Origin of the sequence: Enterobacter cloacae complex sp. P42RS, from assembly GCF_014930595.1 — a bacterium.
In the GTDB taxonomy this organism is placed as follows: Bacteria; Pseudomonadota; Gammaproteobacteria; order Enterobacterales; family Enterobacteriaceae; genus Enterobacter; species Enterobacter bugandensis.
Genome location: NZ_JADBRK010000001.1, coordinates 467,836 through 492,702, shown reverse-complemented (window position 1 = coordinate 492,702; position 24,867 = coordinate 467,836). Strand labels below are relative to the sequence as shown.

Below are 24,867 nucleotides of genomic sequence, written 5' to 3'. Positions count from 1 at the left end.
CCGGAAGGAGTATTAAAACAATTCCAGCGTGATAAGTTTGTCGAGATGTTTATTAAATGCCGCATCGTCCATTTCAGGCATATTTAATACGGTGATCCCATCCAGGCCACAAACCAGCCCTATTAAACGCCATGCGATATTTTCCGCCCGATCGGTAAGTGTGAACGCGTTGGCATCAGCCCCGGCGCGGATAATCGCCACGGTTTCCTGATGCCACATCTCCATGGTGAGGACATAAGCCGCTTTGATCTCGGGATCACGGCTGGCGAGAATTTGGGCTTCCCGCCACAGTCGGATATAAGGCTCAAACTTACCATCGTCGCTGCCGAGCATGCTGTGCAACCGCTCTCGCCAGGTGGCACGTTCATCCGCCACGTCGGCATCTAATAGCTCGCGGATCAGGCGAACGAATGCCAGCGATTTTAACTCACCGCCGGAGGCAAAGTGGTGATGAACCTGCCCGGTAGCAACGCCCGCTTCAGTTGCAATGCGCCGCACCGTCATCGCCGCCAGCCCCTCGGCGAGCGCCACGCGCATGGCGGCCTGTAAGATTGCTTCCCGCCGTTCATCCTTGCTCAGATATCGCATGTTTACTCACTCTCAATGGGAATGAAACGAGTGTAACAAAAAGCTGGACACTCGTTCAACTTTACGTAGGATCGCATCCTGGACATGTGTCCATGTTTAAAATGAAAAGGAAATTTATGTTTCGTCAGTGGTTAGCGTTAGTGATTATCGTGCTGGTCTATATCCCGGTCGCGATCGACGCGACGGTGCTGCACGTGGCGGCGCCGACATTGAGCATGACGCTGGGTGCCAGCGGAAACGAATTGTTGTGGATCATTGATATTTACTCGCTGGTGATGGCGGGGATGGTGCTGCCGATGGGTGCCCTGGGTGACCGCATTGGCTTTAAACGCTTGCTGATGATCGGCAGCACGCTGTTTGGCCTGTCGTCCCTGGCGGCCGCGTTTGCACCGTCGGCAGGTTGGCTGATAGCGGCGCGCGCCTCGCTGGCGATCGGTGCAGCAATGATCATTCCGGCTACGCTTGCGGGGATCCGCACGCTGTTTACCGACGCGAAAGATCGCAATATCGCGCTCGGCGTCTGGGCGGCAGTGGGTTCCGGCGGGGCGGCGTTTGGTCCGCTGATTGGCGGTATGCTGCTTGAGCATTTTTACTGGGGATCGGTGTTTTTAATCAACGTGCCGATTGTGCTGGTAGTGGTGTCGCTGGCCGCGCGTTTTGTGCCCCGTCAGCAGGGCCGACCGGAGCAGCCGCTGAATATCAGTCATGCCATCATGCTGATTGTGGCGATTTTGCTGCTGGTCTACAGTGCCAAAACCGCGCTCAAAGGCGTCCTGTCGCCGTGGCTGGTTGCCTCCGCGCTGGTGACCGGCTCGGTGCTGCTGTTTATCTTCGTGCGTATTCAGCTGCGCGCCCGCGTGCCGATGATCGATATGCGCCTGTTCTGCCATCGCATCATTCTGAGCGGCGTGGTAATGGCGATGACCGCCATGATTGCCCTGGTCGGGTTTGAGCTGCTGATGGCGCAGGAATTGCAATTCGTTCACGGCTTTACGCCATTTGAAGCGGGCATGTTTATGCTTCCGGTCATGGTAGCGAGCGGGTTTAGCGGGCCGATCGCCGGGGTACTGGTGGGGCGTCTTGGGCTGCGCATTGTCGCTGCGGGTGGCATGGGGCTCAGCGCGGTCAGTTTCATCGGCCTCTCGATGCTCGATTTCAGCACGCAGCAGTGGCAGGCGTGGAGCCTGATGGTGCTGTTGGGCTTCAGCGCCGCCAGCGCGCTGCTGGCCTCGACCTCCGCCATTATGGCTGCCGCGCCGAAGGAGAAAGCAGCTGCCGCAGGAGCGATTGAAACCATGTCCTATGAACTTGGCGCCGGGCTGGGGATCGCTATTTTTGGTCTGCTGTTGACCCGCAGCTTCTCGGCGTCCATTGACCTGCCGCAGGGGCTGAATGCCTCGCTCGTCGATAAAGCCTCGTCATCGATTGGTGAAGCGATGAAGGTGGCGCAGGAACTGACGCCGTCCCTCGCGGAGCCAGTGATTGAGGCGGCGAAAAGTGCGTTTATTACCTCCCACAGCGTGGCGCTGGGGAGTGCGGGCGGAATGCTGCTGTTGCTGGCAGTGGGGATCTGGTTTAGCCTGGCGAAGGTGCCGAAGCCGTAAAACACGCCCGGTGGCGCTGCGCTTACCGGGCCTACGGGCGCGGTTGTCCGAGCCGCGCCACCCGGTTTATTTTTCCTGGGCCGCGGACAGGACGCTGTGCAACAGCACGTTCGCCCCTTTCTCCGACCACTCCGGCAGGATCCTTTCCGCTTCGTTATGGCTGATGCCCTTCACGCAGGGGATAAAAATCATGCTGGCAGGGGCAATCTTGCTGACATAGCAGGCGTCATGTCCCGCCCCCGAGACCATCGGTTTCGCCGAGTAGCCCAGTTCCGCCACGGCCTTCTCCGTGCGGGCCAGACATTCGGCATCAAACGCGATGGGCGCGTAGTCAAAAATGCGCTCAACAAGAGCCGCCACGCCGCGCAGGCTCAGGCTTTCAGCCACCTTATGCAGCGCCGCCTCCATGGCTTCCAGTGCCGTCAGCGCCGGATGGCGAAACTCCACGCTGCAGACCACCCGAGACGGCACGACGTTGCGCGAGTTTGGCGTAACCTGCGCCATACCGATCGTCGCACGTCCGTCCGGCGCGTGCCGATAGCCAATCTCCTCCACCTTCAGCGCCAGCTCCGAGAACGCGGTCAGCGCGTCTCGGCGGCTGTGCATCGGCGTGGTGCCCGCGTGGGCGGCAAACCCGTCCAGCGTCAGGGTAAACCAGCGCTGGCCCATTGCCGCGCGGACTAACCCGATATCCAGGGCTTCATCTTCCAGAATCGGGCCCTGTTCGATGTGCAGCTCGTAGCAGGCGTGAACCGGAAACGCGCGGGCAGGGGCTTCACCCCGGTAGCCGATGCTTTCCAGCGCTTCACCCACGCTGATACCGTCGCTATCCGCGCGGGAATGGGCGTACGCTTCGCTAAATTGCCCCGTCCAGACCCCTGAAGCGAGCATGGCTGGCGCAAAGCGCGCGCCTTCTTCGTTGGTCCAGTTGACCAGCACAACGTCACGTTCCGTCTCAATGTGATGGTCATTGAGGGTGCGCAGCAGCTCCAGCCCGGCCAGCACGCCGTAAACCCCGTCGTAGTTCCCTCCCAGCGGCTGGGTATCCACGTGCGAACCGGTCATGACCGGCGCGAGTTTTGGGTTTTTCCCGGCGCGGCGGATAAACATATTGCCCATGCTGTCGACGTCACAGGTAAAACCGGCGTCCAGCGCCCAGTCGCGCAGCAGGTTACGCGCAATACGATCTTCCTCGCTCAGTGCCAGACGGGTGACGCCACCGGCGGGCGTGCCGCCGATCTGCGCCATCATCTCAAGCGTTGACCACAGCCGTTCGGCGTTGACGCGGATCATGGCTTGTCCTTACCGCTGCGGTAGCGGAAATCACAGCACGCACCGCCCTGCATAATGGTCGTGGTGCGGGTTAGCTCTACGTCCGGCGCATAGCCAACGATGAATTTTTCATCGCGCGCGCAGGAGAGCAGATGACCGATCTCGCCCAGCCCCATCTCGTGGTACATCTCCGCGTAGCGACAGCGGGTCACGTTGTAGTTGTACTGCTGGTCGTCAGCGTCGATCACCTTCACGTCCAGGGCGTTATCTTTCTCCCACAGATACTGCAGGGCGATAAAGCTCTTGATGTTCGCGCCGTTGGGTTCTTTGCTGGCAAACCCTTTACCAGCGTCAATCGCGGCCTGCTCAATGGCCTCGCCAATCACCGCCTGGGCGCGGGCTTTCCCTATCTCGCGCACCAGGATTTCATAAATTGGCTTAATAATTTCAGCTTCAATTTTGCGGCGGGCGAGAATGCCCAGCTCATTATTATCACTCATCACATTGCCTCGCTGCGTTACTTCGCTTTTGCGCCGCCCAGCACGGTCTGCGGCTGCCATTTGCCGTCGACAACCTTATAGACCGTGAACGACGGCGATTTCAGGTTGCCCTCTTTATCAAACGCGATCTGTCCGGTAACGCCGGAATAGCTGATGGCGCGCAGGGCGGGCAGATAGTCTGATGGCTCAACGGAGTCTGCTTTTTCCATCGCCGCAACCAGCACGCGGGTGGCGTCATAGGCGAACGGGGCGTGCAGTTCGATATGGGTGTGGTAGCGGGCCTGGTAGGCCTGTTCGAATGCCTTTCCACCCGGCATCTGGTCAACGGGCAGGCCCGGCTCCAGCGCCACAACGCCTTCGCCTTCTTTCTGCGCCAGCTTCAGGAACGTCTGGCTGACGAATCCGCCTGCGCCCATCAGCGTGGCATTCATGCCCAGCTGTTTAATGCGGCGAGCCAGCGGTGCGGCCTGGCTGTCGACGCCGCCGAAGAAGATCAGATCGGCGTTTTTACTGCGGATGGCGGTCAGCACGGCGCTGAAATCGACCGTTTTGTCATCCACGTACTGACGGTCGACAATTTTCACGCCCTGGGCTTCCAGCGATTTAATAAACTGGTCCGCCAGGCCCTGACCGAAGGCGGTACGGTCGTCGATCACCGCAATGCGTTTGGCTTTCAGGGTGTTAACCGCGTACTGACCTGCGAGCTGGCCGCCGTCATCGTCGTGTCCCATCACGCGGAAGCTGGTATCAAAACCTTGTTGCGTATAGGCGTGACCGGTCGCGACCTGTGCTACCTGGGCGATGCCCGCATCGTGATAAACGCGGGCCGCTGGAATGCTGGTGCCGGTGTTCCAGTGGCCGACCACGCCCGCCACATCGCTGTCCACCAGACGCTGCGCGACGGCTACGGCAGTGCGCGGGTCAGACTGATCGTCTTCGGACTGCAGTTTGAAGGTGACCGCTTTGCCGCCGATGGTCGGCTGCTGCTTGTTAATGTCGTCGATGGCCAGCTGCGCGCCGTTCTCCAGATCTTTCCCGATACGTGCTGACGGGCCGGTGAGCGGGCCTGCCAGACCGATAACCACGGTTTCGCCGTCGGCGGCCCACGAGGACGTTGAGGCAAGACCGCCGAGCAGAATAGCGGCGCTGAGCGCACTGATTTTTACTGTTTTCATTGTATTTCCCTGATGTTGGCTGGTGTGGTTAAACGGGCATTTCGCCCAAATAAATGTGTGCAATCTGGTCGTCGTTAAGCAGCGCTGTCGATTCGCCATGATGAACAATGCTGCCGCTGTCCATCACCCACGCGCTGTCGGTCACTTCCAGCGCGAGCCGGGCGTTTTGTTCGATCAGCAGCAGGGCGACGCCGCGCTCGCGCAGCCCGGCAATAACGGCAAATATGTTCTCGACCATCTTCGGGGCAAGGCCCATCGACGGCTCGTCGAGGATCAGCAGGCGCGGGCGGCTGAGAAGGGCGCGGTTAAGGGCCAGCAGCTGTTGCTCGCCGCCGGACAGCAGCCCGGCAAGCTGATGCTGGCGCTCGCCCAGACGCGGGAAACGTTCGAAAATCTCGTTCATCTCGCGCTTAACGGTGACAGTGTCACGCCTTAGCCAGGCGCCCATCTGCAGGTTTTCCAGTACCGTCATGCGGGAGAAGATCCCGCGGCCCTCCGGGACCATGACCAGCCCGTCGCGAAGCAGGGTCTCCGGGCTCTGTTTACGGACCGGCTTACCGCTGAATTCAATACTGCCGCTAAAGCTTTCCAACCCGGTAATAGCGCGCACGGTGGAGCTTTTCCCCGCGCCGTTAGCGCCGATCAGCGTAGCCTGTTCGCCCTCGTGCAGGGTAAAGGAGACATCGCGTACGGCCTGAATGCCGCCGTAATGCACGTCCAGACGTTCTACCTTCAGCAGTTCAGTCATGGGCGTTACCTCCAAGCCAGGCGGCGATCACTGCCGGGTCGCGCCGCACGCTTTCCGACGTACCGCTGGCGAGCGTTTTACCGTAATCAAGCACCGTCAGGCGATCGCAGATGCCCATCACCAGCTTGACGTCATGTTCAATCATCAGCAGGGTTTTGCCGTCATCGCGGATGCGGATGAGCAACTCACCGAGCGCCACTTTTTCCGCCGCGTTCATTCCTGCGGCGGGCTCGTCCAGCGCCAGCAGCATCGGATCCGTCGCCAGCGCGCGGGCGATTTCAAGGCGACGCTGATGACCATAGGCCAGATCGCAGGCGCGATAGTGGGCGAACTGCGCAATGCCGGTATAGTCCAGCCAGTGCCAGGCCAGCTCGCGGGTCTGCTTCTCTTCCTCGCGGGCGCGTTTATGGCGGCTCAGCGCGGCCCACAGGCCGTTACGGGTGCGCACGTGGCGGCCCACCATAACGTTTTCCAGCACCGACATCTCGTTGAAGAGGCGCACGTTCTGGAAGGTGCGGGCAATCCCGGCGGCGGTGACTTTCTCTATGTGTTTTGGGAAGTAGGGCTTATCGGCAATCGAAAACTCACCGCTGTCCGCCGGATAAAGCCCGGTGATCAGGTTAAAGCAGGTGGTTTTTCCCGCGCCGTTGGGGCCAATCAGCCCGTAGATTTCCCCCCTGTTCACGGTAATCGAAACGTCATCTACGGCAGTCAGCCCGCCGAAGCGTTTTGACATGTTGCGTACGGTTAACAGGCTCATGCCTTCACCTCCTTGTGGCGTACCGGCCAGAGGCCTGACGGGCGCACCAGCATGACCAGCACCAGTGCCATACCGTAAAACAGCTGGCGCAGCACTTCCGGGTCAATCAGTACCGTACCGAACAGCGCCTGCTGAACCGGCGCTGCCTGGCTGCGCAGCAGTTCCGGCAGGGCGGTAAGCAGTACCGCGCCCAGGATCACGCCCGGTATGTGCCCCATACCGCCCAGCACCACCATCGCCAGTACGGCAATGGACTCCTGCAGCGTGAAGGATTCCGGGGAGACAAAGCCCTGAAACGCGCCGAAAAGCGCACCTGCTATGCCGCCAAAGGAAGCGCCCATCGCAAAGGCGAGCAGCTTATAGTTACGCACGTTGATGCCCATCGCGCGGGCCACATCTTCATCCTCACGGATGGCGTGCCAGGCGCGGCCAATACGGGAATGCTGCAGGCGCAGGCAGACAAAAATAATCGCTACAATCACCAGCATCAGCAGGTAGTACCACAGCCACAGGGCGGGCACTTTGAAACCAAACCAGTGGTAGACGCCGCTAAACTTCAGGCCGAACAGGTTCAGCGTATCTACCCCGGTAATGCCCTTTGCGCCGTTGGTGATGTTTACCGGACGGTCGAGGTTGCGCATCAGGATGCGGATAATTTCGCCAAAGCCGAGGGTCACTATCGCCAGGTAGTCCCCGCGCAGCTTCAGCGTGGGCGCACCGAGTAAAATCCCGCAGACTGCCGCCACGAGGGCCGCCAGCGGAATAATGAGCAGATACGAGGTGTGCAGCCCGTCCGGGAACCAGACTGCGAGGATCGGAAACACCTCCAGCAGGTGTGGAGAAGCCATCAGTGCGGCGAGGTAGGCGCCGACGGCGTAAAAGGCGATAAAGCCCATGTCCAGCAGGCCGGTATAGCCGACCACAATATTGAGCCCGAGCGCCAGCATGATGTAGAGCAGGGCGAAGTCGATAACGCGCACCCAGTAGTTGCCGCCGAGCTGCGTGGCCACCACGGGCGCTATCAGCAGCGCTAGGCAGAACAGGCTCATGCCTGACCAGAATTTGCGCGTCGCCGCCGGGGCCTGAATTTGAAGTGTTGTCATGGTATTCCTTACGCCCTGTGCGCTACGCGCTCGCCCAGCAGGCCAGCCGGACGGAAGACCAGCACCAGGATCAGCACCATAAAGGCAAAGACATCCTGATAGTTGCTGCCAAATACACCGTGGGTCAGTTCACCCAGGTAGCCTGCGCCCAGCGCTTCGATAATGCCGAGCAGGATGCCGCCAATCATGGCACCCCGAATGTTACCAATGCCCCCAAGCACTGCGGCGGTAAAGGCCTTGATCCCGGGTAAAAAGCCCATCGAGAAGCTGGCGTTACCGTAGTTGCTGGCCATCATTACGCCTGCCAGCGCGGCAAACGCCCCGCCAATCGCAAACGTCAGGGTAATAATGGCGTTTGGGTTAACCCCCATCAGCGTGGCCACGCGCGGATTTTCCGCCACGGCGCGCATGCCGCGCCCCAGGCGGGTGTATTCCACCAGCAGCCAGAGCCCGGTCATCACCGCCAGCGCCAGCGCCACGGTGACAATACCGGTAACGGTCACGATGGCGGGCGGGTGCATTTCACTGCCTGACGTCACGGTAATCGGATCCATGGGCAGGATCTGCGGGAACATCAGCGGGTTGCGCGTCCAGATAATCATCGCCACGGTTTGCAGCAGGACGGAGACGCCGATACCCGAGATCAGCGGCGCGAGCCGCGGGGCGTTGCGCAGTCGACGGTAGGCAAATCGCTCCACGGCCATGGCCAGCAGGGCGCACACGGCCATGGCAATCATCAGGGCAACGCCGAGCTGCAAGAGCAGCGGCATATGCGGGAAGGTGCTATTCAGGGCGTTAATGGCGGAGAGCGTGGTGAGCGCGCCGACCATCAGAATATCCCCGTGGGCAAAGTTAATAATGCGCAAAATGCCATACACCATGGTATAGCCCAGCGCGATCAGCGCGTAGATGCTTCCCAGCATCACACCGTTGATCAGTTGTTGTATGAGTGTATCCAACGTTTGTACCCGCAAAGTGCTCGTTCTGCGGCTACCATCCAATAAATGAATTAAATTGTAAAATACGCATCTATTATTTCTTATGATAAATAAATATTGTTTTATGTTTATGATTTAAATGAAAATAGTTAAAGCCTGCTTTTGGGTGAAAAGCCTAAAGAAATCAACATATGAATAAAACAGAACAATTGGCGAGCCTGACGGCGTTTGCAGAGAGCCGCCTGGCAAACGATCCGCCGCTTCGGGCCGTACGTGCATTCGAGGCCATCGCCAGGCTGGGGAGCGTCACGCTGGCCGCGCAGGAGCTGGATATCTCTCCGTCGGCCGTCAGCCATCAGCTCAAGGTGCTCGAAGGATACCTGCAAATGCCGCTCACGGAACGTCAGGGACGCAGGCTGGTGCTGAGCCAGCACGGGCGGGAATATTACCGCTCGATCCGTGCGGCCTTTAACGTGTTGCGCCAGGCGACGGAGCACCTGGCGGAGCAGGCGCAAACGCGTCAGGTCACCATCAGCCTGATTCCGCTTTTTGGTATGGGTTGGTTTATCCCGCGCTTGCCTGCGTTCATGCGCGCCAATCCCCAAACCGAGATCAACGTGGTGTATGCCAATCACCGTAACTATCTGAGCGACGCGTCGGATATGTCGATTCGTTTTGGTAACGGGCAGTGGGCGGGGTATCAGAGTGAAAAGCTGATTTCCGGCCAGATGGTGCCGGTGTGCAGCCGCGCGTTTTTGCGCGTTCATGGCCATATCGACACGCCTGAACAGCTGCTGCAAATGCCGTTGCTGCACGATGAAGAGCGTACGAGCTGGACGCAGTGGTTTTTGTTGCAGGGGGTAAAACGTCCACTCCGGCGCAGCGGCCCGCTGTTTGAAGACGGGCTGTTGACGCTGGCGGGCGTTCAGGCAGGGCTGGGATGTGCGCTCATGCGTGAGCCGCTGATTGCGCCATATCTTGAGAGCGGCGAGCTGGTCAAGATATTTGACTTACCGATTGATGACGGGCGCGATTATTACCTCTGCGTGCGTTCAGATTCAGAGATGACCGAAGACGGCAAGCTGCTGCAAACCTGGCTGCGTCGGGCGGCAGGCGGGGAGTTGTCCGTCGGGTAAATGCGGAAGATAAAAAAGCCAGCGTGTCACGCTGGCTTTTGGACAGACAAGATTTTAGAACTGGTAGGTCAGACCCAGCGCCACGATGTTGTCGGTACCGATACCTGCCTGGCGAGTGAACTGGTTGTCGTCGAGCAGGTTGATTTTGTAATCCACGTAGGTGGACATGTTTTTGTTAAAATAGTAGGTGGTGCCGACATCAATGTATTTAACCAGATCCTGGTCGCCGAAGTTCTCGATGTCTTTGCCTTTAGACTGCAGGTAAGCGATGGATGGACGCAGGCCAAAGTCGAACTGATACTGAGCCACAACTTCGAAGTTTTGCGCCTTGTTTGCAAAGCCGTAGATGTCGCTGCGGTTACCGTTAGATGTGCCGAAACGGGTTGCGTTATAGGTCTGAGAGTACTGCGCCGCGAGGTAAACGTTGTTCGCGTCGTACTTCACGCCGCCGCTGTACACTTCAGCGCGGTCGCCTTCACCGTATACGCCAGCTGCATTCTGGTCAGCGGTACGACGGGAAGAGGACATTGCACCACCGACGCTGAAGCCTTCACCCAGATCGTAAGTCAGAGACGCGCCGTAGCCGTCGCCGTTCTGGTTCAGCAGGCTGCGGCCGTTAGTGTTTTCACCGCTTACGCTGCCATTTTTACCCTGGTACTGCAGGGCAAAGTTCAGGCCGTCAACCAGACCGAAGAAGTCCTGGTTACGGTAAGTTGCCACGCCGTTTGCACGAGACTGCAGGAAGTTGTCGGCACCGTAGGTGTCACCGCCGAATTCTGGCAGAACGTCGGTCCAGGAGGTCACGTCGTAAATCACGCCGTAGTTACGACCGTAATCGAATGAACCGGCTTCAGCGAACTTCAGACCTGCGAAGGCCACACGGGTCCAGGACTGGTTGTCGCCTTCGTCCTTGTTACCCTGAATCTGGTATTCCCACTGGCCGTAACCGGACAGCTGGTCGTTAACCTGGGTTTCACCCTTGAAGCCGATACGCATGTAGGTTTTATCACCGTCTGCGCCTGCGTCATCAGAGAAATAGTGCAGACCTGTCACTTTACCGTACAGATCCAGCTTGTTACCGTCTTTGTTATAAATCTCAGCTGCGTTTACAACGCCTGCTGCCAACATGGAAGTGACTGCCACTGCAACTAATTTAAGTTTCATCTTAAATATTCCTTATAATTTTTTTCAGTATTTCCTGAACCATCGCGAACGATTTCTAAACGAGGCTGTTCGTCAACGGCGTGCTATTTTTAAAAATCTTGTAGTTGTCTTTCAATAATAAGTTTCAAAATATGAGTAATAATTTCATTTAGTGTGATCGAGATCGGGTTAATGACGCCTGAATAAAATGTTGTGGCGATTATTTAATCAGTATGAGTTTATTTTTTGGCAACCATGATGGCGAATATTATTGCATTTCGTGTTATTAAGAGCGGTAATATTCGCAGGGAAGTAGTTACGCAGCGGTGTCAGGTTATGTCAATTTGATGCCGGGGGAATTGACGAAGGAAGCTAATATAAACAGAACATCAACAAATGCACTAATGTTCTGATTAATATATTACGATGTGATCACATATTAAATTTATGTTAATTTTTATGCCGGATTTAATCGAACCCGGCATAAATCTGAACCCTATTTTCGTGTAGCGTACCAGCAGAGCAATGACCCGGCGCAGACCATCAGCGCGCCCTGCCAGAACGAAAAAGAGAGGGGTGAGCTTAGCAGCACGGCTGCAAGCGCGGCAGAGAGCACGGGAGTAAAATAGGATACGGCAGCCAGCACCGTGACGTTACCGTGCAGAATGCCAATATTCCATGCCGCATAGCCAAACCCAAGCGCAATGCCGCACATAACGAGCTTCACGATAACCGGAAAGCTGAACACCATTTCTGGCTGATCGCTAATAGTATATTTCACCCACAGGCTCAGCGCAGTGAGCAAAACAAAGAGGGTAATACCGTTTTGCCCTTTGGCAAATTTGGCGGTTACGGTGCAGTAGGCGGCCCAGATAAATGCTCCGGCAAAAGCAAGCGTATAGCTAAGGGGATTAGAGACGACATTGCGGATTATTTCATCAATGTGTAATCCTTGCTCACCTCCTAATACCCAACACACGCCGAGCAGAGCGATAGCTAAACCGGGGACGACCCACAGCGTTGATTTCTGTCCGTTGAATAAAATAGCAAAGACGATCGTCAGGCTCGGCCAGAGATAATTAACCATACCGACTTCTATGGCCTGCGCTCGCGTGGCGGCATAGCCTAACGACAGCGCCAGACAAATTTCGTAACTGACAAACAGTACGCTGCCTGCAATAAGATACCCGGGTGAGAAACGTTTAATATCAGGAAATCCTACCGTTACCAGGCACAATAACCCGCTGAGGGTGTAAATCATCGCCGCGCCGCCGACGGGCCCCAGCCCCTCGCTTACGCTGCGAATCAGGCCAACCATTGTGCTCCATAGCAGTATCGCCGCCAGCCCCGTGAGCGTTGCTCTCTTTCTGTCCATTACGTTTTCATCGCTAATAAAATCAAAGGGGAAATGTATAGCATTAATTCTGACCCTGTCGCGAATTATTCTCCCACGTGTTTAACCCTTAAGGATTATTCAAACGCGGCAGCGGTGACTATTAAGGGGGCGACGTCAGGCGACCTTGATTTGACGCAAAAAAAACAGGGGTTTTGATGTTAGTTTGCGGCGCGAAGTCTTATCAGATAACGAGGACAACAATGGACGTCAGCCGCAGACAATTTTTCAAAATCTGCGCGGGCGGTATGGCCGGAACCACAGCCGCAATGCTGGGATTTGCTCCCAAAATGGCGCTGGCTCAGGCACGCAACTATAAGCTGCTGCGTGCGAAAGAGATCCGTAACACCTGCACATACTGCTCCGTGGGTTGTGGGCTATTGATGTATAGCCTGGGCGATGGTGCGAAGAACGCCAGAGAAGCGATTTACCATATTGAAGGGGATCCGGATCATCCGGTGAGCCGTGGGGCGCTGTGCCCTAAAGGGGCGGGACTGCTGGACTATGTCCACAGCGAAAACCGCCTCCGCTACCCGGAATACCGCGCGCCGGGCGCCGACAAATGGCAGCGCATCTCCTGGGATGAGGCGTTCTCCCGTATTGCAAAACTGATGAAAGCTGACCGTGACGCCAACTTTATTGAAAAGAACGAGCAGGGCGTGACGGTCAACCGCTGGCTCTCTACCGGGATGCTGTGTGCATCTGCGGCAAGCAATGAAACCGGCATGCTGACGCAAAAATTTGTGCGCTCTCTCGGCATGCTGGCGGTAGACAACCAGGCGCGCGTCTGACACGGACCAACGGTAGCAAGTCTTGCTCCAACATTTGGTCGCGGTGCGATGACCAACCACTGGGTTGATATTAAAAACGCAAACGTCGTGGTGGTGATGGGCGGTAACGCCGCTGAAGCCCATCCGGTGGGATTCCGCTGGGCGATGGAAGCGAAAAACAACAACGATGCGACGCTCATCGTCGTCGATCCGCGCTTTACGCGTACGGCATCGGTGGCGGATATCTATGCGCCGATCCGCTCCGGTACGGACATTACGTTCCTCTCCGGGGTTCTGCTGTACTTGATCGAAAACAACAAAATTAACGCGGACTACGTTAAGCATTACACCAACGCGAACCTGCTGGTGCGGGATGATTTTGCCTTCGATGACGGGCTGTTCAGCGGCTATGACGCTGAAAAACGTCAGTACGACAAGACGTCCTGGAACTATCAGTTCGATGAAAACGGCTATGCGATGCGGGATGAAACGCTCACGCATCCGCGCTGCGTGTGGAACCTGCTGAAGCAGCACGTTTCCCGCTATACGCCGGACGTGGTGGAGAACATCTGCGGCACGCCGAAAACGGACTTCCTGAAGGTGTGCGAGGTGCTGGCCTCCACCAGCGCCGCTGACAGAACCACCACGTTCCTGTATGCGCTGGGCTGGACGCAGCACACCGTGGGCGCGCAGAACATCCGTACCATGGCGATGATCCAGCTGCTGCTCGGCAACATGGGGATGGCCGGTGGCGGCGTGAACGCTCTTCGAGGCCACTCTAACATTCAGGGCTTAACCGATCTCGGTCTGCTCTCCACCAGCCTGCCGGGCTACCTGACGCTGCCGTCGGAAAAGCAGGCCAGTCTGCAAGCGTATCTTGAAGCTAATACGCCAAAAGCAACGCTGCCGGACCAGGTGAACTACTGGAGCAACTATCCGAAGTTCTACGTCAGCCTGATGAAATCCTTCTACGGCGACGCGGCGCAGAAGGAGAATGACTGGGGCTTTGAGTGGCTGCCCAAGTGGGATCAGGCTTACGACGTCATCAAGTATTTCAACATGATGGATAAGGGCGACGTCACCGGTTATATCTGCCAGGGCTTTAACCCGGTGGCGTCATTCCCGGATAAAAACAAAGTCGTGCGCAGCCTGAGCAAGCTGAAGTACATGGTGGTTATCGATCCGCTGGTGACCGAGACCTCCACCTTCTGGCAGAACCACGGGGAATCCAACGATGTCGATCCGGCGTCGATTCAGACCGAAGTGTTCCGCCTGCCCTCCACCTGCTTTGCGGAAGAGGACGGCTCTATTGCCAACTCCGGCCGCTGGCTGCAGTGGCACTGGAAAGGGCAGGATGCACCGGGCGAAGCGCGTAACGACGGCGAAATTCTGGCCGGCATTTATCATCGTCTGCGCGAAATGTACCGCACCGAAGGCGGCAAAGGCGCGGAGCCGCTGCTGAAGATGAGCTGGCACTACAAGCAGCCGGATCGTCCTGAGTCTGAGGAAGTCGCGAAAGAGAACAACGGCGTGGCGCTGGCGGATCTCTACGACGCCAACGGCAGCCTGGTGGCGAAAAAAGGCCAGCTGCTGAACAGCTTTGCGCTGCTGCGTGACGACGGTACCACGGCATCGTCCTGCTGGATCTACACCGGCAGCTGGACGGAGCAGGGTAACCAGATGGCGAACCGCGATAACGCTGACCCGTCAGGCCTGGGCAACACGCTGGGCTGGGCATGGGCGTGGCCGCTGAACCGTCGCGTGCTGTACAACCGCGCGTCCGCCGACGTGAACGGCAAGCCGTGGGATCCGAAACGGATGCTGATCCAGTGGAACGGGGCGAAGTGGACGGGGAACGACATTCCGGATTACAACACCGCCGCGCCGGGCAGCAACACCGGGCCATTCATCATGCAGCCGGAAGGGCTGGGGCGCCTGTTCGCCCTCAACAAGCTGGCAGAAGGGCCATTCCCGGAACACTACGAGCCGATGGAAACGCCGCTGGGGACCAACCCGCTGCACCCGAATGTGGTCTCAAGCCCGGTGGTGCGCATCTACGAAGAGGACGTGCTGCGCTTAGGCAAAAAGGACAAATTCCCGTACGTGGGGACGACCTACCGCCTGACCGAGCATTTCCACACCTGGACCAAGCACGCGCGGCTTAATGCCATCGCGCAGCCGGAACAGTTTGTGGAGATAAGCGAAACGCTGGCTAAGGCGAAAGGCATTGCCAATGGCGATCGCGTGAAGGTTAGCAGCAAGCGCGGCTTTATTCGCGCCGTGGCGGTGGTGACCCGTCGTTTGCAAAGTCTGAACGTGCACGGCCAACAGGTGGAAACCATCGGTATTCCGCTGCACTGGGGCTTTGAAGGGGTGGCGCAGAAAGGCTATATCGCCAACACCCTGACGCCAAACGTCGGCGATTCCAACTCGCAAACGCCGGAGTACAAAGCGTTTCTGGTCAACATCGAGAAAGCGTAAGGAGCGATTAAATGGCGATGGAAACACAAGACATTATTAAACGCTCCGCGACTAACCCGATTACCCCCGCGCCTCGCGCGCGGGACTATAAGGCAGAGGTCGCCAAGCTTATCGACGTCTCCTCCTGCGTGGGCTGTAAGGCCTGCCAGGTGGCCTGTTCGGAGTGGAACGATATCCGCGACGAGGTGGGGCACTGCGTCGGGTTCTACGATAACCCGGCGGATCTGAGCGCCAAATCCTGGACGGTGATGCGCTTTAGCGAAACCGACCAGAACGGCAGGCTGGAGTGGCTGATCCGCAAGGACGGCTGTATGCACTGTGAAGATCCGGGCTGCCTGAAGGCGTGTCCGTCTGCCGGTGCGATAATTCAGTACGCCAACGGGATCGTCGACTTCCAGCAGGATAACTGCATCGGCTGCGGCTACTGCATCGCGGGCTGTCCATTTAATATCCCACGCCTCAATAAAGAGGATAACCGGGTATACAAATGCACCCTGTGCGTGGACCGCGTCAGCGTCGGGCAGGAGCCTGCGTGCGTGAAGACCTGTCCGACCGGTGCGATCCACTTCGGCACCAAAAAAGAGATGCTCGACGTGGCGCAAGAGCGCGTGGAGAAGCTGAAAGCGCGCGGCTACGACAAGGCGGGCATTTACAACCCGCAGGGCGTGGGCGGCACGCACGTGATGTACGTGCTGCATCACAACGACCAGCCGGAGCTGTATCACAACCTGCCGAAAGATCCGGCGATCGATACCTCCATTAACCTGTGGAAAGGGGCGCTTAAACCGCTCTCTGCGGCGGGCTTTATCGCCACCTTTGCGGGGCTGATCTATCACTACATCGGTATCGGCCCGAATAAAGAGGTGGATGACGACGAGGAGGAGCATCATGAGTAAGTCGAAAATGATAGTGCGCACCAAATTTGTCGATCGCGCCTGTCACTGGACGGTGGTCATTTGCTTCTTCCTGGTGGCGGTATCCGGAATTTCGTTCTTTTTCCCGACGCTACAGTGGCTTACGGAAACCTTCGGGACGCCGCAGATGGGGCGCATTCTGCATCCGTTCTTCGGCGTGCTGATTTTCGTGGTGCTGATGTTTATGTTCGTGCGCTTTGTCCATCACAATATTCCGGACAAGCAGGACATCCCGTGGGTGAAAGGGATTGTCGAAGTCCTGAAGGGTAACGAGCATAAAGTCGCGAAGGTGGGGAAATACAATGCCGGACAGAAGATGATGTTCTGGACCATCATGAGCATGATTTTTGTGCTGCTGGTGACCGGCGTGATGATCTGGCGTCCGTATTTTGCACAGTACTTCCCGATCCAGGTGGTGCGTTACGCGCTGCTAATTCACGCGACGTCTGCCATCATCCTGATTCATGCCATCCTGATCCATATGTATATGGCGTTCTGGGTTAAAGGGTCGATCAAAGGGATGATTGAAGGGAAGGTGAGCCGCCGCTGGGCGCAGAAACATCACCCGCGCTGGTATCGTGATGTGGAACGGCTGGAGGCGAAACAGGAAAGTACGGAAGGGATGAAGTAAGACCTGCGCCGTCGGCTCTGCCCGGCGGCGCTGCGCTTGCGCGAGCCTACTCTTCAAATCAAAACCGCTCTTCCACATACCGGAACGGGTATTTCGTGGGTTTGACTTTGCCGATTTTGCGCTTCGGTAAATCCACCTTGTCGACGTGAATTTCTTTATACGGGATCTGCGAAAGTAGATGCGAAATAATATTCAGACGCACGCGTTTTTTATCTTCAGAACGGGCGACAAACCACGGTGCCCAGGCTGTATCGGTGGCTTCAAACATGGCGTCGCGCGCGCGGGTGTATTCGTCCCAGAGGTTAAAGGATTTAATATCCATCGGCGACAGCTTCCAGATCTTAGGCCCATCGTTGATGCGGTCGCGCAGGCGCCGCTCCTGCTCTTTCGGCGTCACCTCCAGCCAGTACTTCAGCAGGATAATTCCGGCATCGACCATCGCTTTTTCCATAACCGGCGCGCCGTCTAAAAATTTCTCCGCCTGTTCCTCCGTGCAGAACCCCATCACCCGCTCCACGCCCGCGCGGTTATACCAGCTGCGATCGAAGATCACGATTTCACCCGCCGAGGGCAGGTGAGGCACATAGCGCTGGAAGTAGAGCTGGCTTTTCTCTTTATCCGTTGGGGCAGGAAGCGCAACAACGCGAAACACGCGGGGGCTGACGCGCTCGGTGATCGCTTTAATGGTGCCGCCTTTGCCGGCGCCGTCGCGTCCCTCAAAAACAATGCACACCTTCAATCCTTTGGCGACGACCCACTGCTGGAGCTTAACCAGTTCGACGTGCAGGCGGCGGAGCTCTTTTTCATACTCTTTGGTCTTAAGGGGTCATTCGATACGACATCAACAGCGACAGGGGTTTTCTTTTTGCTTCCCATGATTGTCATCCTCAGGTTGTCCGGCGTGGAAAAAGCGAGGCCGCACTATGAAGTGTAATCCACCTGAATTAATGGATTAACGTGTCAGCCAGCTGATTTGAACTGGCTCACCATACAAGATTATTTAATAATGCCCTCGCGAATGATTAACCGGTGGTTGAGGCATGAAAAAGACAATATTTTCGTTGGCGCTTGGCACATTTGGCCTGGGTATGGCTGAATTTGGCATTATGGGGGTGTTAACCGAGCTGGCGCACGACACCGGCATTTCGATTCCTTCCGCCGGGAATATGATCTCGTTTTATGCCTTCGGCGTGGTGATTGGCGCGCCGATTGTGGCGCTGTTCTCCTGCAAGTTCTCGTTAAAAACGACGCTGCTGTTTCTGGTTGCCATGTGCGCAGTCGGAAATGCCCTGTTTACGTTTTCAACGTCATATTTCTGGCTGGCGTTGGGGCGCTTGATTTCCGGTTTTCCGCACGGCGCGATTTTCGGCGTCGGGGCGATTATCCTCTCTAAAATTGCGCCACCCGGTAGGGTGACGGTCGCGGTGGCCGGGATGATCGCCGGGATGACCGTGGCCAACCTGGTGGGCGTCCCGCTCGGCACCTGGCTGGGGCACCAGTTCAGTTGGCGTTATACCTTTTTCCTGATAGCCCTGTTCGATGCGCTGGTGATCCTCTCGGTGCTGCTCTGGGTGCCGGACATCCATGACAAATCAGAAATCAAATTGTCCGAGCAGTTTCAGTTCCTGAAGAAACCGGAACCCTGGCTGATTTTTGCCGCCACCATGTTTGGCAATGCTGGCGTGTTCGCGTGGTTCAGCTTCGTTAAGCCGTTTATGGTCAACGTTTCTGGCTTTTCCGAAGGGATGATGACGGCCATCATGATGCTGATGGGCCTTGGCATGGTGTTGGGCAATCTGCTGAGCGGCAAACTGTCGGGGCGCTTTAGCCCGCTGCGCATTGCGGCCATCACCGATATGGTGATTGTCGCCTCGCTGCTGCTGCTTTTCGCCCTGGGCGAACTGAAAACGGCCTCGCTGGTAATGGGCTTTATCTGCTGTGCCGGGCTGTTTGCGCTCTCTGCACCGCTGCAAATTTTGCTTCTGCAAAATGCGAAGGGCGGTGAGATGCTGGGGGCAGCCGGAGGGCAGATGGCGTTTAATCTCGGCAGCGCGATCGGGGCGTACTTTGGTGGGATGATGATTACCCTCGGCTTTAGCTGGCGCTACGTCACGCTGCCTGCGGCGCTCCTCTCGTTCTCGGCCATGAGCGCGCTGTTGATCTACGGTTACCTGCGGGCCAGACAGGCTCAGGCTAACGCTCGCGCGCTAGCCTGATTGCATTCAGGCAAGCCAGGGCTCACCCAGCGTCAGCATCAGGCGGTTGGCCCAGGCGAAGAACGCAGCGGACTGCACCAGGTCAAGCTGCGCCAGGGTATCAAGCCCCTCTTTTTCCAGAGCAGCGAGGTGCAGCGGCGTGGCGGCAGGCGGGGTAACCGACAGCGCTGCCGCAAAATTAATTTCCGCCTGCCAGCGCGCAGATTGCCCCTCGCTCAGGGAGCGTCCCGGACGTACGGCCAGCAGGGCCTCTACCGCCGCGTCATCCTTTGACAGCTGGCTGGCTTTGCGCGCATGGACAGAGGCGCAGTAGATGCAGCCGTTAATTTTACTGGCTACCGTTGCGGCCAGCTCGCGTTCGGCGCGCGGCAATCCCCCCGGCGTATAAAAAATTCCTTTATCCGTTAGCGTGCGCTGTTCAAGCACCGGCAGGTTGCGCCCCAGCAGGCGGAAGTAGTCGGAATCGGTATGGCCAAATTTCGCCAGAACGGCAACCTCGTCATCACGGAAGTCCGCCAGCGGTTTGGCGTCGATCCACGGCTCCCAGCCCAGCTCCTGCTGGGTGAACGCGACGGGAGCCGTCTTCCCGGAGACCGTGGTTGCGGTTGTATGCCAGATGCCTGCCGCCACCGGCGCATCGCTTGCCACCACCGGCTTGTCATTTAGCAGCCGCAGCCCGGCGACGAGTCGGCTCTGAAAGCTGACAAACGCAACAAGCTGCGCCAGGGTAACAATGCCTCCCTTGCTCCAGCCCGCCCGGGTCAGCGCCGTCAACGCGGACGGCGTGGCTTCGACGGGAGAGAACGTCAGCAGGCGCGCGAAGTGCAGCGCCGGGGTCAGGCGTTCGGATGTTGGGTCGGCCAGGCCAAACCCCGCATAGTGCGCGGCCAGCGCCTCCGCGTTGTGCCACCTGGCGACTTTTGCCGCGACGGCGAAGCGCTCGTCCAGCGCAAAATCGCTATCCTGCTGGGTAAATAAGATTTCGTAGCTGCCCTGTGCGTGGCGCGTGGCGGCGTCCCGCGTGGCGCGCGCCTCTGCCAGAGGGGAACCGGGTTTAATTTCCGCCAGCTCGGCGAGAATGTCGTGACTTAATGACATAGGTGTCTCCTCAAAGTATGTGGGGGGCAATCCGTTCGGCGATCAGTTCGATGGAGCGCAGCGTGTCGCGATGGGTGGGCTCAACCGAATGGACCTGGAATGAGATGTCCGTGGCGCGCCGGAGAACGGAATCAGCCTGCAGCGAATGCAGCACCGTCTCTGGCGAGCCGATATGGGCGTCGAACTGGCGACGAAAATCTGTGACAGTGTCACCTTTAACCGCGTGTCCGGCAGCGCGATGCTGCTGGGCCTGCCTGGTGAGACCCGGCGTGGCGACCTTCAGCGCGTAGTCATCGCTGTCGGCGACGAACGCCGTACGGGAGGCCAGAATGCGCGGTGCAATGCCCGCAGGCAGAGCCTCAAGGTAGGCATCCACAATCGGGTTCTGGATCGCGTCGAGCGTCAAATCAAACTGGTCTACCGGGCGCGGCTGCGTGCGGGAGAGCATCAAACCGTGTCCGGCCCGCGCGGCGCGAACGGCACCGTCGACGGAAAAGGTGGCAATCCAGATCCGTTCAGCCAGCTGTGGCGCTGGCGGATAAAGGTGGTTATCCGGATGGGTGAGCGAATCCCCGCGCCAGGCGCTCTGGATCATATGCAAATGGTCAGCAAAGGCCGCGCCGCGCTGTTCAAACGTCAGTCCGAACGGCAGGAAAGAGGTCGGCGTGCCGCCCGAACCAAAACCGACTTCGAGACGACCATCGGCGAGTAAATCCAGCACCGCCGCATCTTCCGCCACGCGCAGCGGGTTTTCCATCGGCAGGGTAATGATGGCCGTGCCCAGGCGGATGGTTTCGGTATGCGCCGCAACGTGGGCCAGAAACAGCAGCGGCGACGGCAGGCCGCCTTCACTTTCGTGGAAGTGGTGCTGCGCGATCCAGGCGCTGTCAAAACCGTGGCGTTCGGCGTGGCGGATCTGTTCGGTTGCCAGACGATAGCGTTCCTTCGGCGTGGCGTCGTCAAGCAGGCGGGTGAAAAATCCCAGGCGTTTTCGCGTCATGCGAACTCCTCCGTAGCGGGTGAAAAATGGGGAATGGCGGCAATCAGCTCGCGGGTATAGTCGTTCTGCGGCGACGTGAATAAGGTCTCGACGTCACCGTGTTCGACCACCTGGCCGCTGCGCAGCACCGTGACGCTGTGGGCGATCCGGCGGACGATAGAAAGATCGTGCGTGATAAAGAGGTAGGTCAATCCCAGTTGCTGCTGCAGCTGCTGAAGCAGTGCCAGAATCTGCGCCTGTACGGTGACGTCCAGCGCGGAGGTAGCTTCGTCCAGCACCAGAATTGTCGGCTCCAGAATCAGCGCCCGGGCGATAGCTACGCGCTGGCGCTGCCCGCCTGAGAGCTCCCTTGCGGTGCGGGTCAGGAGTTCGACGGGCAGGGCAACCCGCTGCGCCACGGTCTCCACCCGGAGCTTGCGCTCCGCCTTGCTGAGGCGAGCAAAGTTCTTCAGCGGCTCTTCGATGATGTCAAACAGAGTTTGACGCGGATCGAGAGAGGCGAACGGGTTCTGGTAGACAAACTGGATCTTCTGGCGCAGCTGACGACGGGCCTCGCGGCTGAGGTCGGTGGCATCAATATCATCAATAATGACCTGTCCGCTGTCCGCCTGTTCAAAACCCAGCAAAATACGGGCGAGGGTGGTTTTCCCGGAGCCGGATTCACCGACCAGCGCATGCGTGCTGCCGCGCCTGACGTCAAATGTCACCCGATCCAGCGCCTGAAGGTGATGACCTTTGCCCAGCGAGAACCGTTTGCTGATGGCGCGGGCGCGAATGGCCGGTGACGCCAGCGGAAGGCCAGCTACCGGGGCAATGGTCAGGCGCTGGCCCTGGAGATCGCTCAACAGCTGGCGGGTATAGGCGTGCTGCGGCGTGCGGACAATGTCGGCGGTGTCGCCGTGCTCCTGAACCTCACCGTTGCGAAACACCAGCAGCCTGTCCGCGCGCTGGGCAGCCAGCGCCAGATCGTGAGTGACAAACAGAACCGCAGTACCCGATTCCCGGCGCAGGATATCCAGCAGATCGAGAATGCGTTTTTGCACCGTCACGTCCAGCGCGCTGGTGGGCTCATCGGCAACGATCACGTCCGGGCGCAGGGCAATGGCGATGGCAATCAGCACGCGCTGTTTCATCCCGCCGGAGAGCTGATGCGGATACTGCTTCATGCGCTGTTCGGGATGGCTCAGGCCGACCTTTTTCAGCAGGGCGAGCACCTGCTCGTCGCGCTGGAGTGCCGTTACCTTTTGGTGCTGCTGAATAATTTCCCCGACCTGTACGCCGATCGTCTTCACCGGGTTGAGTGAATTACCCGGATCCTGCGGAACCAGGCTGATTCGCGCGCCGCGAAGGGTATCGAGACGCTTCGCTGACCACCGGCTAATCTCCTCGCCGTTGAGCACGATTTTCCCTGCATCGCGTCGGGCGTTATCCGCCAGCAGACCGATAATCGCCTGTGCCGTGGTGGTTTTGCCTGAGCCGGATTCACCGACAAAGGCCAGCATTTCCCCCCGCCGGAGGGTGAAGCTGACGTTATGCACCACCTCGCGCCACTGGCGCGCGGTACGGTAGCTGATGGTCAGGTTTTCTACCGAGAGTACGGTCATTTCAGGCCTCCGCTGAACTGCTGGCTGATACGGTTGGTGGCAAGCACGACGGCGATGACGACCACGCCGGGGAAGGTAGTTAACCACCAGGCGGTAGAGAGATAGTTACGGCCTTCGGCAATCAATAAGCCCCATTCCGGCACGGGCGGCGGGGTGCCGTAGCCGAGAAAGCTAAGCGTGGAGAGGGCCAGAATGGCCTGACCAAACTGCAGTGTGGCAAAGGCGAGAACGGCGGTTAAGGCGTTGGGCAGGATGTGTCGCCACAGGACCGCCAGGAACGTCCCGCCGCTGCCAAACGCCGCCTCGACATAATCCGTATGGCGGATGCGCACCACTTCACCGCGCGCGAGGCGGGCGAAGCTGGCGATGGAGGCCACGCCGACGGCAATGGCGGCGTTAACGGTGCCAAACCCGAGCAGAATAATGACCGTCAGCGAGAGCAGCAGAGACGGAATGGACAACAGCACATCGACAAAACGCATCAGGAAAGATTCGACGCGTCCAGCGAACGCGCCGGCGATCACCCCCAGACCGGTGCCCACCACCAGCCCCATCGTGACGGCAGCGAGCGCTGCGCTCAGGGAGTGGGACGCACCATACACAATGCGGGTGTAAACATCGCGGCCAAGCTGATCGGTGCCGAGCCAGTGACCCGCCTGCGGGGCCAGACGTTGTGCCCCGGCGATGCCCTCAACCGGGCTGTAGTGAGTTAACAGGCCGGGGGCTACGGCAGCAAAAATCGCGAGAATAATCACCGCCCATGCCAGCCACAGTCCCGGCTGCCACGCGACGCCCTGCCAGCCGGGAACGCGTTTTCGCGCGGCGGCAGCGTAATCGACCAGGCTCATGATGCACCTCCGGTAACGGTTTGCAGACGGGGATCCAGCAGCGGCATCAGCAGGTCCACCAGCAGATTGATCAGGACAAAGCCGAGAGCGGAAATCATCACCACCGCCTGAAGCACGGCGATGTCCTGGTTGTTCACCGCCTGCTGGGTCAGCTGCCCGAGCCCGCTGCGGCCAAATACGGTTTCGGTGATCAGCGCTCCGGCAATCAGTTCGCCCAGCAGCAGCCCGGCAATATTGAGTACCGGCAGCAGCGCGTTGCCGGTGACGTGGCGCCACAGGACGGCGGTTTCACTCAGCCCTTTGGCGCGGGCGACGGCGACAAACGGCTGCGTCGCCACCTGGTCCAGGCTGCGCATCAGAATTTGTGCCAGCGGGGCGGAGATCGGGATCGCGACGGTCACGATCGGCAGGATCAGCCCCTGCAGCGGCGTCGGATTAATCACCGGGATCAGCCGCAACTGAAAAGAAAAAAGCTGAATGAGGGCAATCCCCAGCCAGAACGTGGGTAAGGAGATAAACAGAACCGGCAGAGACTGGAGGGTATTACTCAGCCAGCGCAGACCCGGCAGACGCGACGCAAAGGCCAGCGCAAACGCCAGCAGGACCGCGAGTACAAAGGCGGGCAGGGCGAGGCTCAGGGTATCCGGCAGATTGCTGGCAATCAGCTCGCTGACCGGCACCCCTGCCTGTAACGAGTAGCCGAAATCCCCGCGCAGCATCGCCAGCAGCGTGTGGCCGTATTGCTGCCACAGCGGGCTGTCCGCGCCGTAGGCCACGCGCATCTCCTCGATTTGCGCCGGGCTTAGGCCCAGGTCCGGGTTCTGAAATTTAATCAGCACCGCGTCGCCAGGCAGCACCTGGAGCAACACGAACGAGAGGGTAAAGGCGGCCCACAGCACCAGCAGCCCGTGCCCAAGACGTTGAAGAAGTGCGTGGCGCATCGTC

General features: G+C 58.5%; 21 protein-coding genes and 1 pseudogene. 6 read left to right on the top strand and 16 right to left on the bottom strand.

Features of this window, described 5'->3' with window-relative positions; translation table 11 throughout:
* Positions 1–12 precede the first annotated feature (12 nt).
* Complete coding sequence (locus tag IM314_RS02255; RefSeq protein WP_048958310.1) at positions 13–588, bottom strand: TetR family transcriptional regulator; 576 nt, start codon at positions 586–588, stop codon at positions 13–15.
* A gap of 116 nt (positions 589–704) precedes the next feature.
* Between IM314_RS02255 and IM314_RS02250 the strand changes: the two genes are divergently transcribed.
* Positions 705–2,192: an MFS transporter gene (locus IM314_RS02250; RefSeq protein ID WP_193358202.1), complete on the top strand. Its 1,488-nt coding sequence runs from the start codon at positions 705–707 to the stop codon at positions 2,190–2,192.
* A gap of 66 nt (positions 2,193–2,258) precedes the next feature.
* Here the strand turns inward: IM314_RS02250 and IM314_RS02245 are convergent, their stop codons facing one another.
* The 7 genes from IM314_RS02245 to IM314_RS02215 are packed head-to-tail and all read right to left on the bottom strand — an operon-like array spanning position 2,259 to position 8,709.
* Positions 2,259–3,485: a Zn-dependent hydrolase gene (locus IM314_RS02245; protein WP_193358203.1), complete on the bottom strand. Its 1,227-nt coding sequence runs from the start codon at positions 3,483–3,485 to the stop codon at positions 2,259–2,261.
* Positions 3,482–3,964, bottom strand: a complete 483-nt coding sequence (locus IM314_RS02240; RefSeq protein ID WP_028013263.1) for an L-2-amino-thiazoline-4-carboxylic acid hydrolase — start codon at positions 3,962–3,964, stop codon at positions 3,482–3,484. Before IM314_RS02240 ends, IM314_RS02245 begins: the two co-directional genes overlap by 4 nt.
* Positions 3,965–3,981: 17 nt before the next feature.
* Positions 3,982–5,139 (bottom strand): branched-chain amino acid ABC transporter substrate-binding protein, encoded by a 1,158-nt coding sequence (locus IM314_RS02235; RefSeq protein WP_193358204.1) that lies wholly within the window; start codon positions 5,137–5,139, stop codon positions 3,982–3,984.
* Positions 5,140–5,167: 28 nt separating this feature from the next.
* The gene (locus IM314_RS02230) at positions 5,168–5,887 is read right to left on the bottom strand and encodes an ABC transporter ATP-binding protein (protein WP_193358205.1); all 720 of its coding nucleotides are present in this window, start codon (positions 5,885–5,887) and stop codon (positions 5,168–5,170) included.
* Complete coding sequence (locus tag IM314_RS02225; RefSeq protein ID WP_193358206.1) at positions 5,880–6,647, bottom strand: ABC transporter ATP-binding protein; 768 nt, start codon at positions 6,645–6,647, stop codon at positions 5,880–5,882. Before IM314_RS02225 ends, IM314_RS02230 begins: the two co-directional genes overlap by 8 nt.
* Positions 6,644–7,750: a branched-chain amino acid ABC transporter permease gene (locus IM314_RS02220; protein WP_045630468.1), complete on the bottom strand. Its 1,107-nt coding sequence runs from the start codon at positions 7,748–7,750 to the stop codon at positions 6,644–6,646. Before IM314_RS02220 ends, IM314_RS02225 begins: the two co-directional genes overlap by 4 nt.
* Before the next feature lie 8 nt (positions 7,751–7,758).
* Positions 7,759–8,709 (bottom strand): branched-chain amino acid ABC transporter permease, encoded by a 951-nt coding sequence (locus IM314_RS02215; protein ID WP_045260595.1) that lies wholly within the window; start codon positions 8,707–8,709, stop codon positions 7,759–7,761.
* A 170-nt stretch (positions 8,710–8,879) separates the two neighbouring features.
* On the opposite strand from IM314_RS02215, the gene IM314_RS02210 reads away from it, so the two are divergent.
* Positions 8,880–9,824, top strand: a complete 945-nt coding sequence (locus IM314_RS02210) for a LysR substrate-binding domain-containing protein (RefSeq protein WP_028013257.1) — start codon at positions 8,880–8,882, stop codon at positions 9,822–9,824.
* A 54-nt stretch (positions 9,825–9,878) separates the two neighbouring features.
* Here the strand turns inward: IM314_RS02210 and IM314_RS02205 are convergent, their stop codons facing one another.
* On the bottom strand, positions 9,879–10,988 hold the full coding sequence (locus IM314_RS02205; protein WP_028013256.1) for a porin OmpC: 1,110 nt from the start codon (positions 10,986–10,988) through the stop codon (positions 9,879–9,881).
* A gap of 475 nt (positions 10,989–11,463) precedes the next feature.
* Positions 11,464–12,342, bottom strand: coding sequence for an aromatic amino acid DMT transporter YddG (gene yddG, locus IM314_RS02200; RefSeq protein ID WP_028013255.1), 879 nt, complete (start codon positions 12,340–12,342; stop codon positions 11,464–11,466).
* Between the two features lie 221 nt (positions 12,343–12,563).
* On the opposite strand from yddG, the gene fdnG reads away from it, so the two are divergent.
* Genes fdnG through fdnI form a run of 3 tightly spaced genes read left to right on the top strand, consistent with a single transcriptional unit; the run spans position 12,564 to position 17,156 of the window.
* Complete coding sequence (gene fdnG, locus IM314_RS02195) at positions 12,564–15,611, top strand: formate dehydrogenase-N subunit alpha (RefSeq protein ID WP_193358207.1); 3,048 nt, start codon at positions 12,564–12,566, stop codon at positions 15,609–15,611.
* Between the two features lie 11 nt (positions 15,612–15,622).
* Positions 15,623–16,507 carry a formate dehydrogenase subunit beta gene (gene fdxH / locus IM314_RS02190; protein ID WP_060571791.1) on the top strand — a complete coding sequence of 295 codons (885 nt, stop codon included), beginning with the start codon at positions 15,623–15,625 and terminating at the stop codon, positions 16,505–16,507.
* Entirely contained in the window at positions 16,500–17,156 is a 657-nt protein-coding gene (fdnI, locus tag IM314_RS02185) for a formate dehydrogenase-N subunit gamma (RefSeq protein WP_028013252.1), read from the top strand. Before fdxH ends, fdnI begins: the two co-directional genes overlap by 8 nt.
* A gap of 58 nt (positions 17,157–17,214) precedes the next feature.
* On the opposite strand, the pseudogene ppk2 reads toward fdnI, so the two are convergent.
* Positions 17,215–18,032 (bottom strand): annotated as a pseudogene (ppk2, locus tag IM314_RS02180) (polyphosphate kinase 2).
* A gap of 164 nt (positions 18,033–18,196) precedes the next feature.
* On the opposite strand from ppk2, the gene araJ reads away from it, so the two are divergent.
* Entirely contained in the window at positions 18,197–19,372 is a 1,176-nt protein-coding gene (araJ, locus tag IM314_RS02175) for an MFS transporter AraJ (protein WP_060571792.1), read from the top strand.
* Between the two features lie 6 nt (positions 19,373–19,378).
* Here araJ and IM314_RS02170 read toward each other — a convergent pair whose 3' ends face one another.
* From IM314_RS02170 to IM314_RS02150, 5 genes are read right to left on the bottom strand one after another with little or no spacing between them, the layout of a single operon-like run.
* On the bottom strand, positions 19,379–20,470 hold the full coding sequence (locus tag IM314_RS02170; RefSeq protein WP_041909852.1) for an alkylhydroperoxidase domain protein: 1,092 nt from the start codon (positions 20,468–20,470) through the stop codon (positions 19,379–19,381).
* Between the two features lie 10 nt (positions 20,471–20,480).
* Positions 20,481–21,470: a putative FMN-dependent luciferase-like monooxygenase gene (locus IM314_RS02165; protein WP_193358208.1), complete on the bottom strand. Its 990-nt coding sequence runs from the start codon at positions 21,468–21,470 to the stop codon at positions 20,481–20,483.
* A complete protein-coding gene (locus tag IM314_RS02160) occupies positions 21,467–23,074 on the bottom strand; it encodes an ABC transporter ATP-binding protein (protein WP_193358209.1) in 1,608 nt (535 codons plus the stop codon). The genes IM314_RS02165 and IM314_RS02160 overlap by 4 nt, the downstream gene beginning before the upstream one ends.
* Positions 23,071–23,922, bottom strand: a complete 852-nt coding sequence (locus IM314_RS02155; protein WP_060571794.1) for an ABC transporter permease — start codon at positions 23,920–23,922, stop codon at positions 23,071–23,073. The genes IM314_RS02160 and IM314_RS02155 overlap by 4 nt, the downstream gene beginning before the upstream one ends.
* Complete coding sequence (locus IM314_RS02150) at positions 23,919–24,863, bottom strand: ABC transporter permease (RefSeq protein ID WP_045260582.1); 945 nt, start codon at positions 24,861–24,863, stop codon at positions 23,919–23,921. Before IM314_RS02150 ends, IM314_RS02155 begins: the two co-directional genes overlap by 4 nt.
* Between the last annotated feature and the right edge of the window lie 4 nt (positions 24,864–24,867).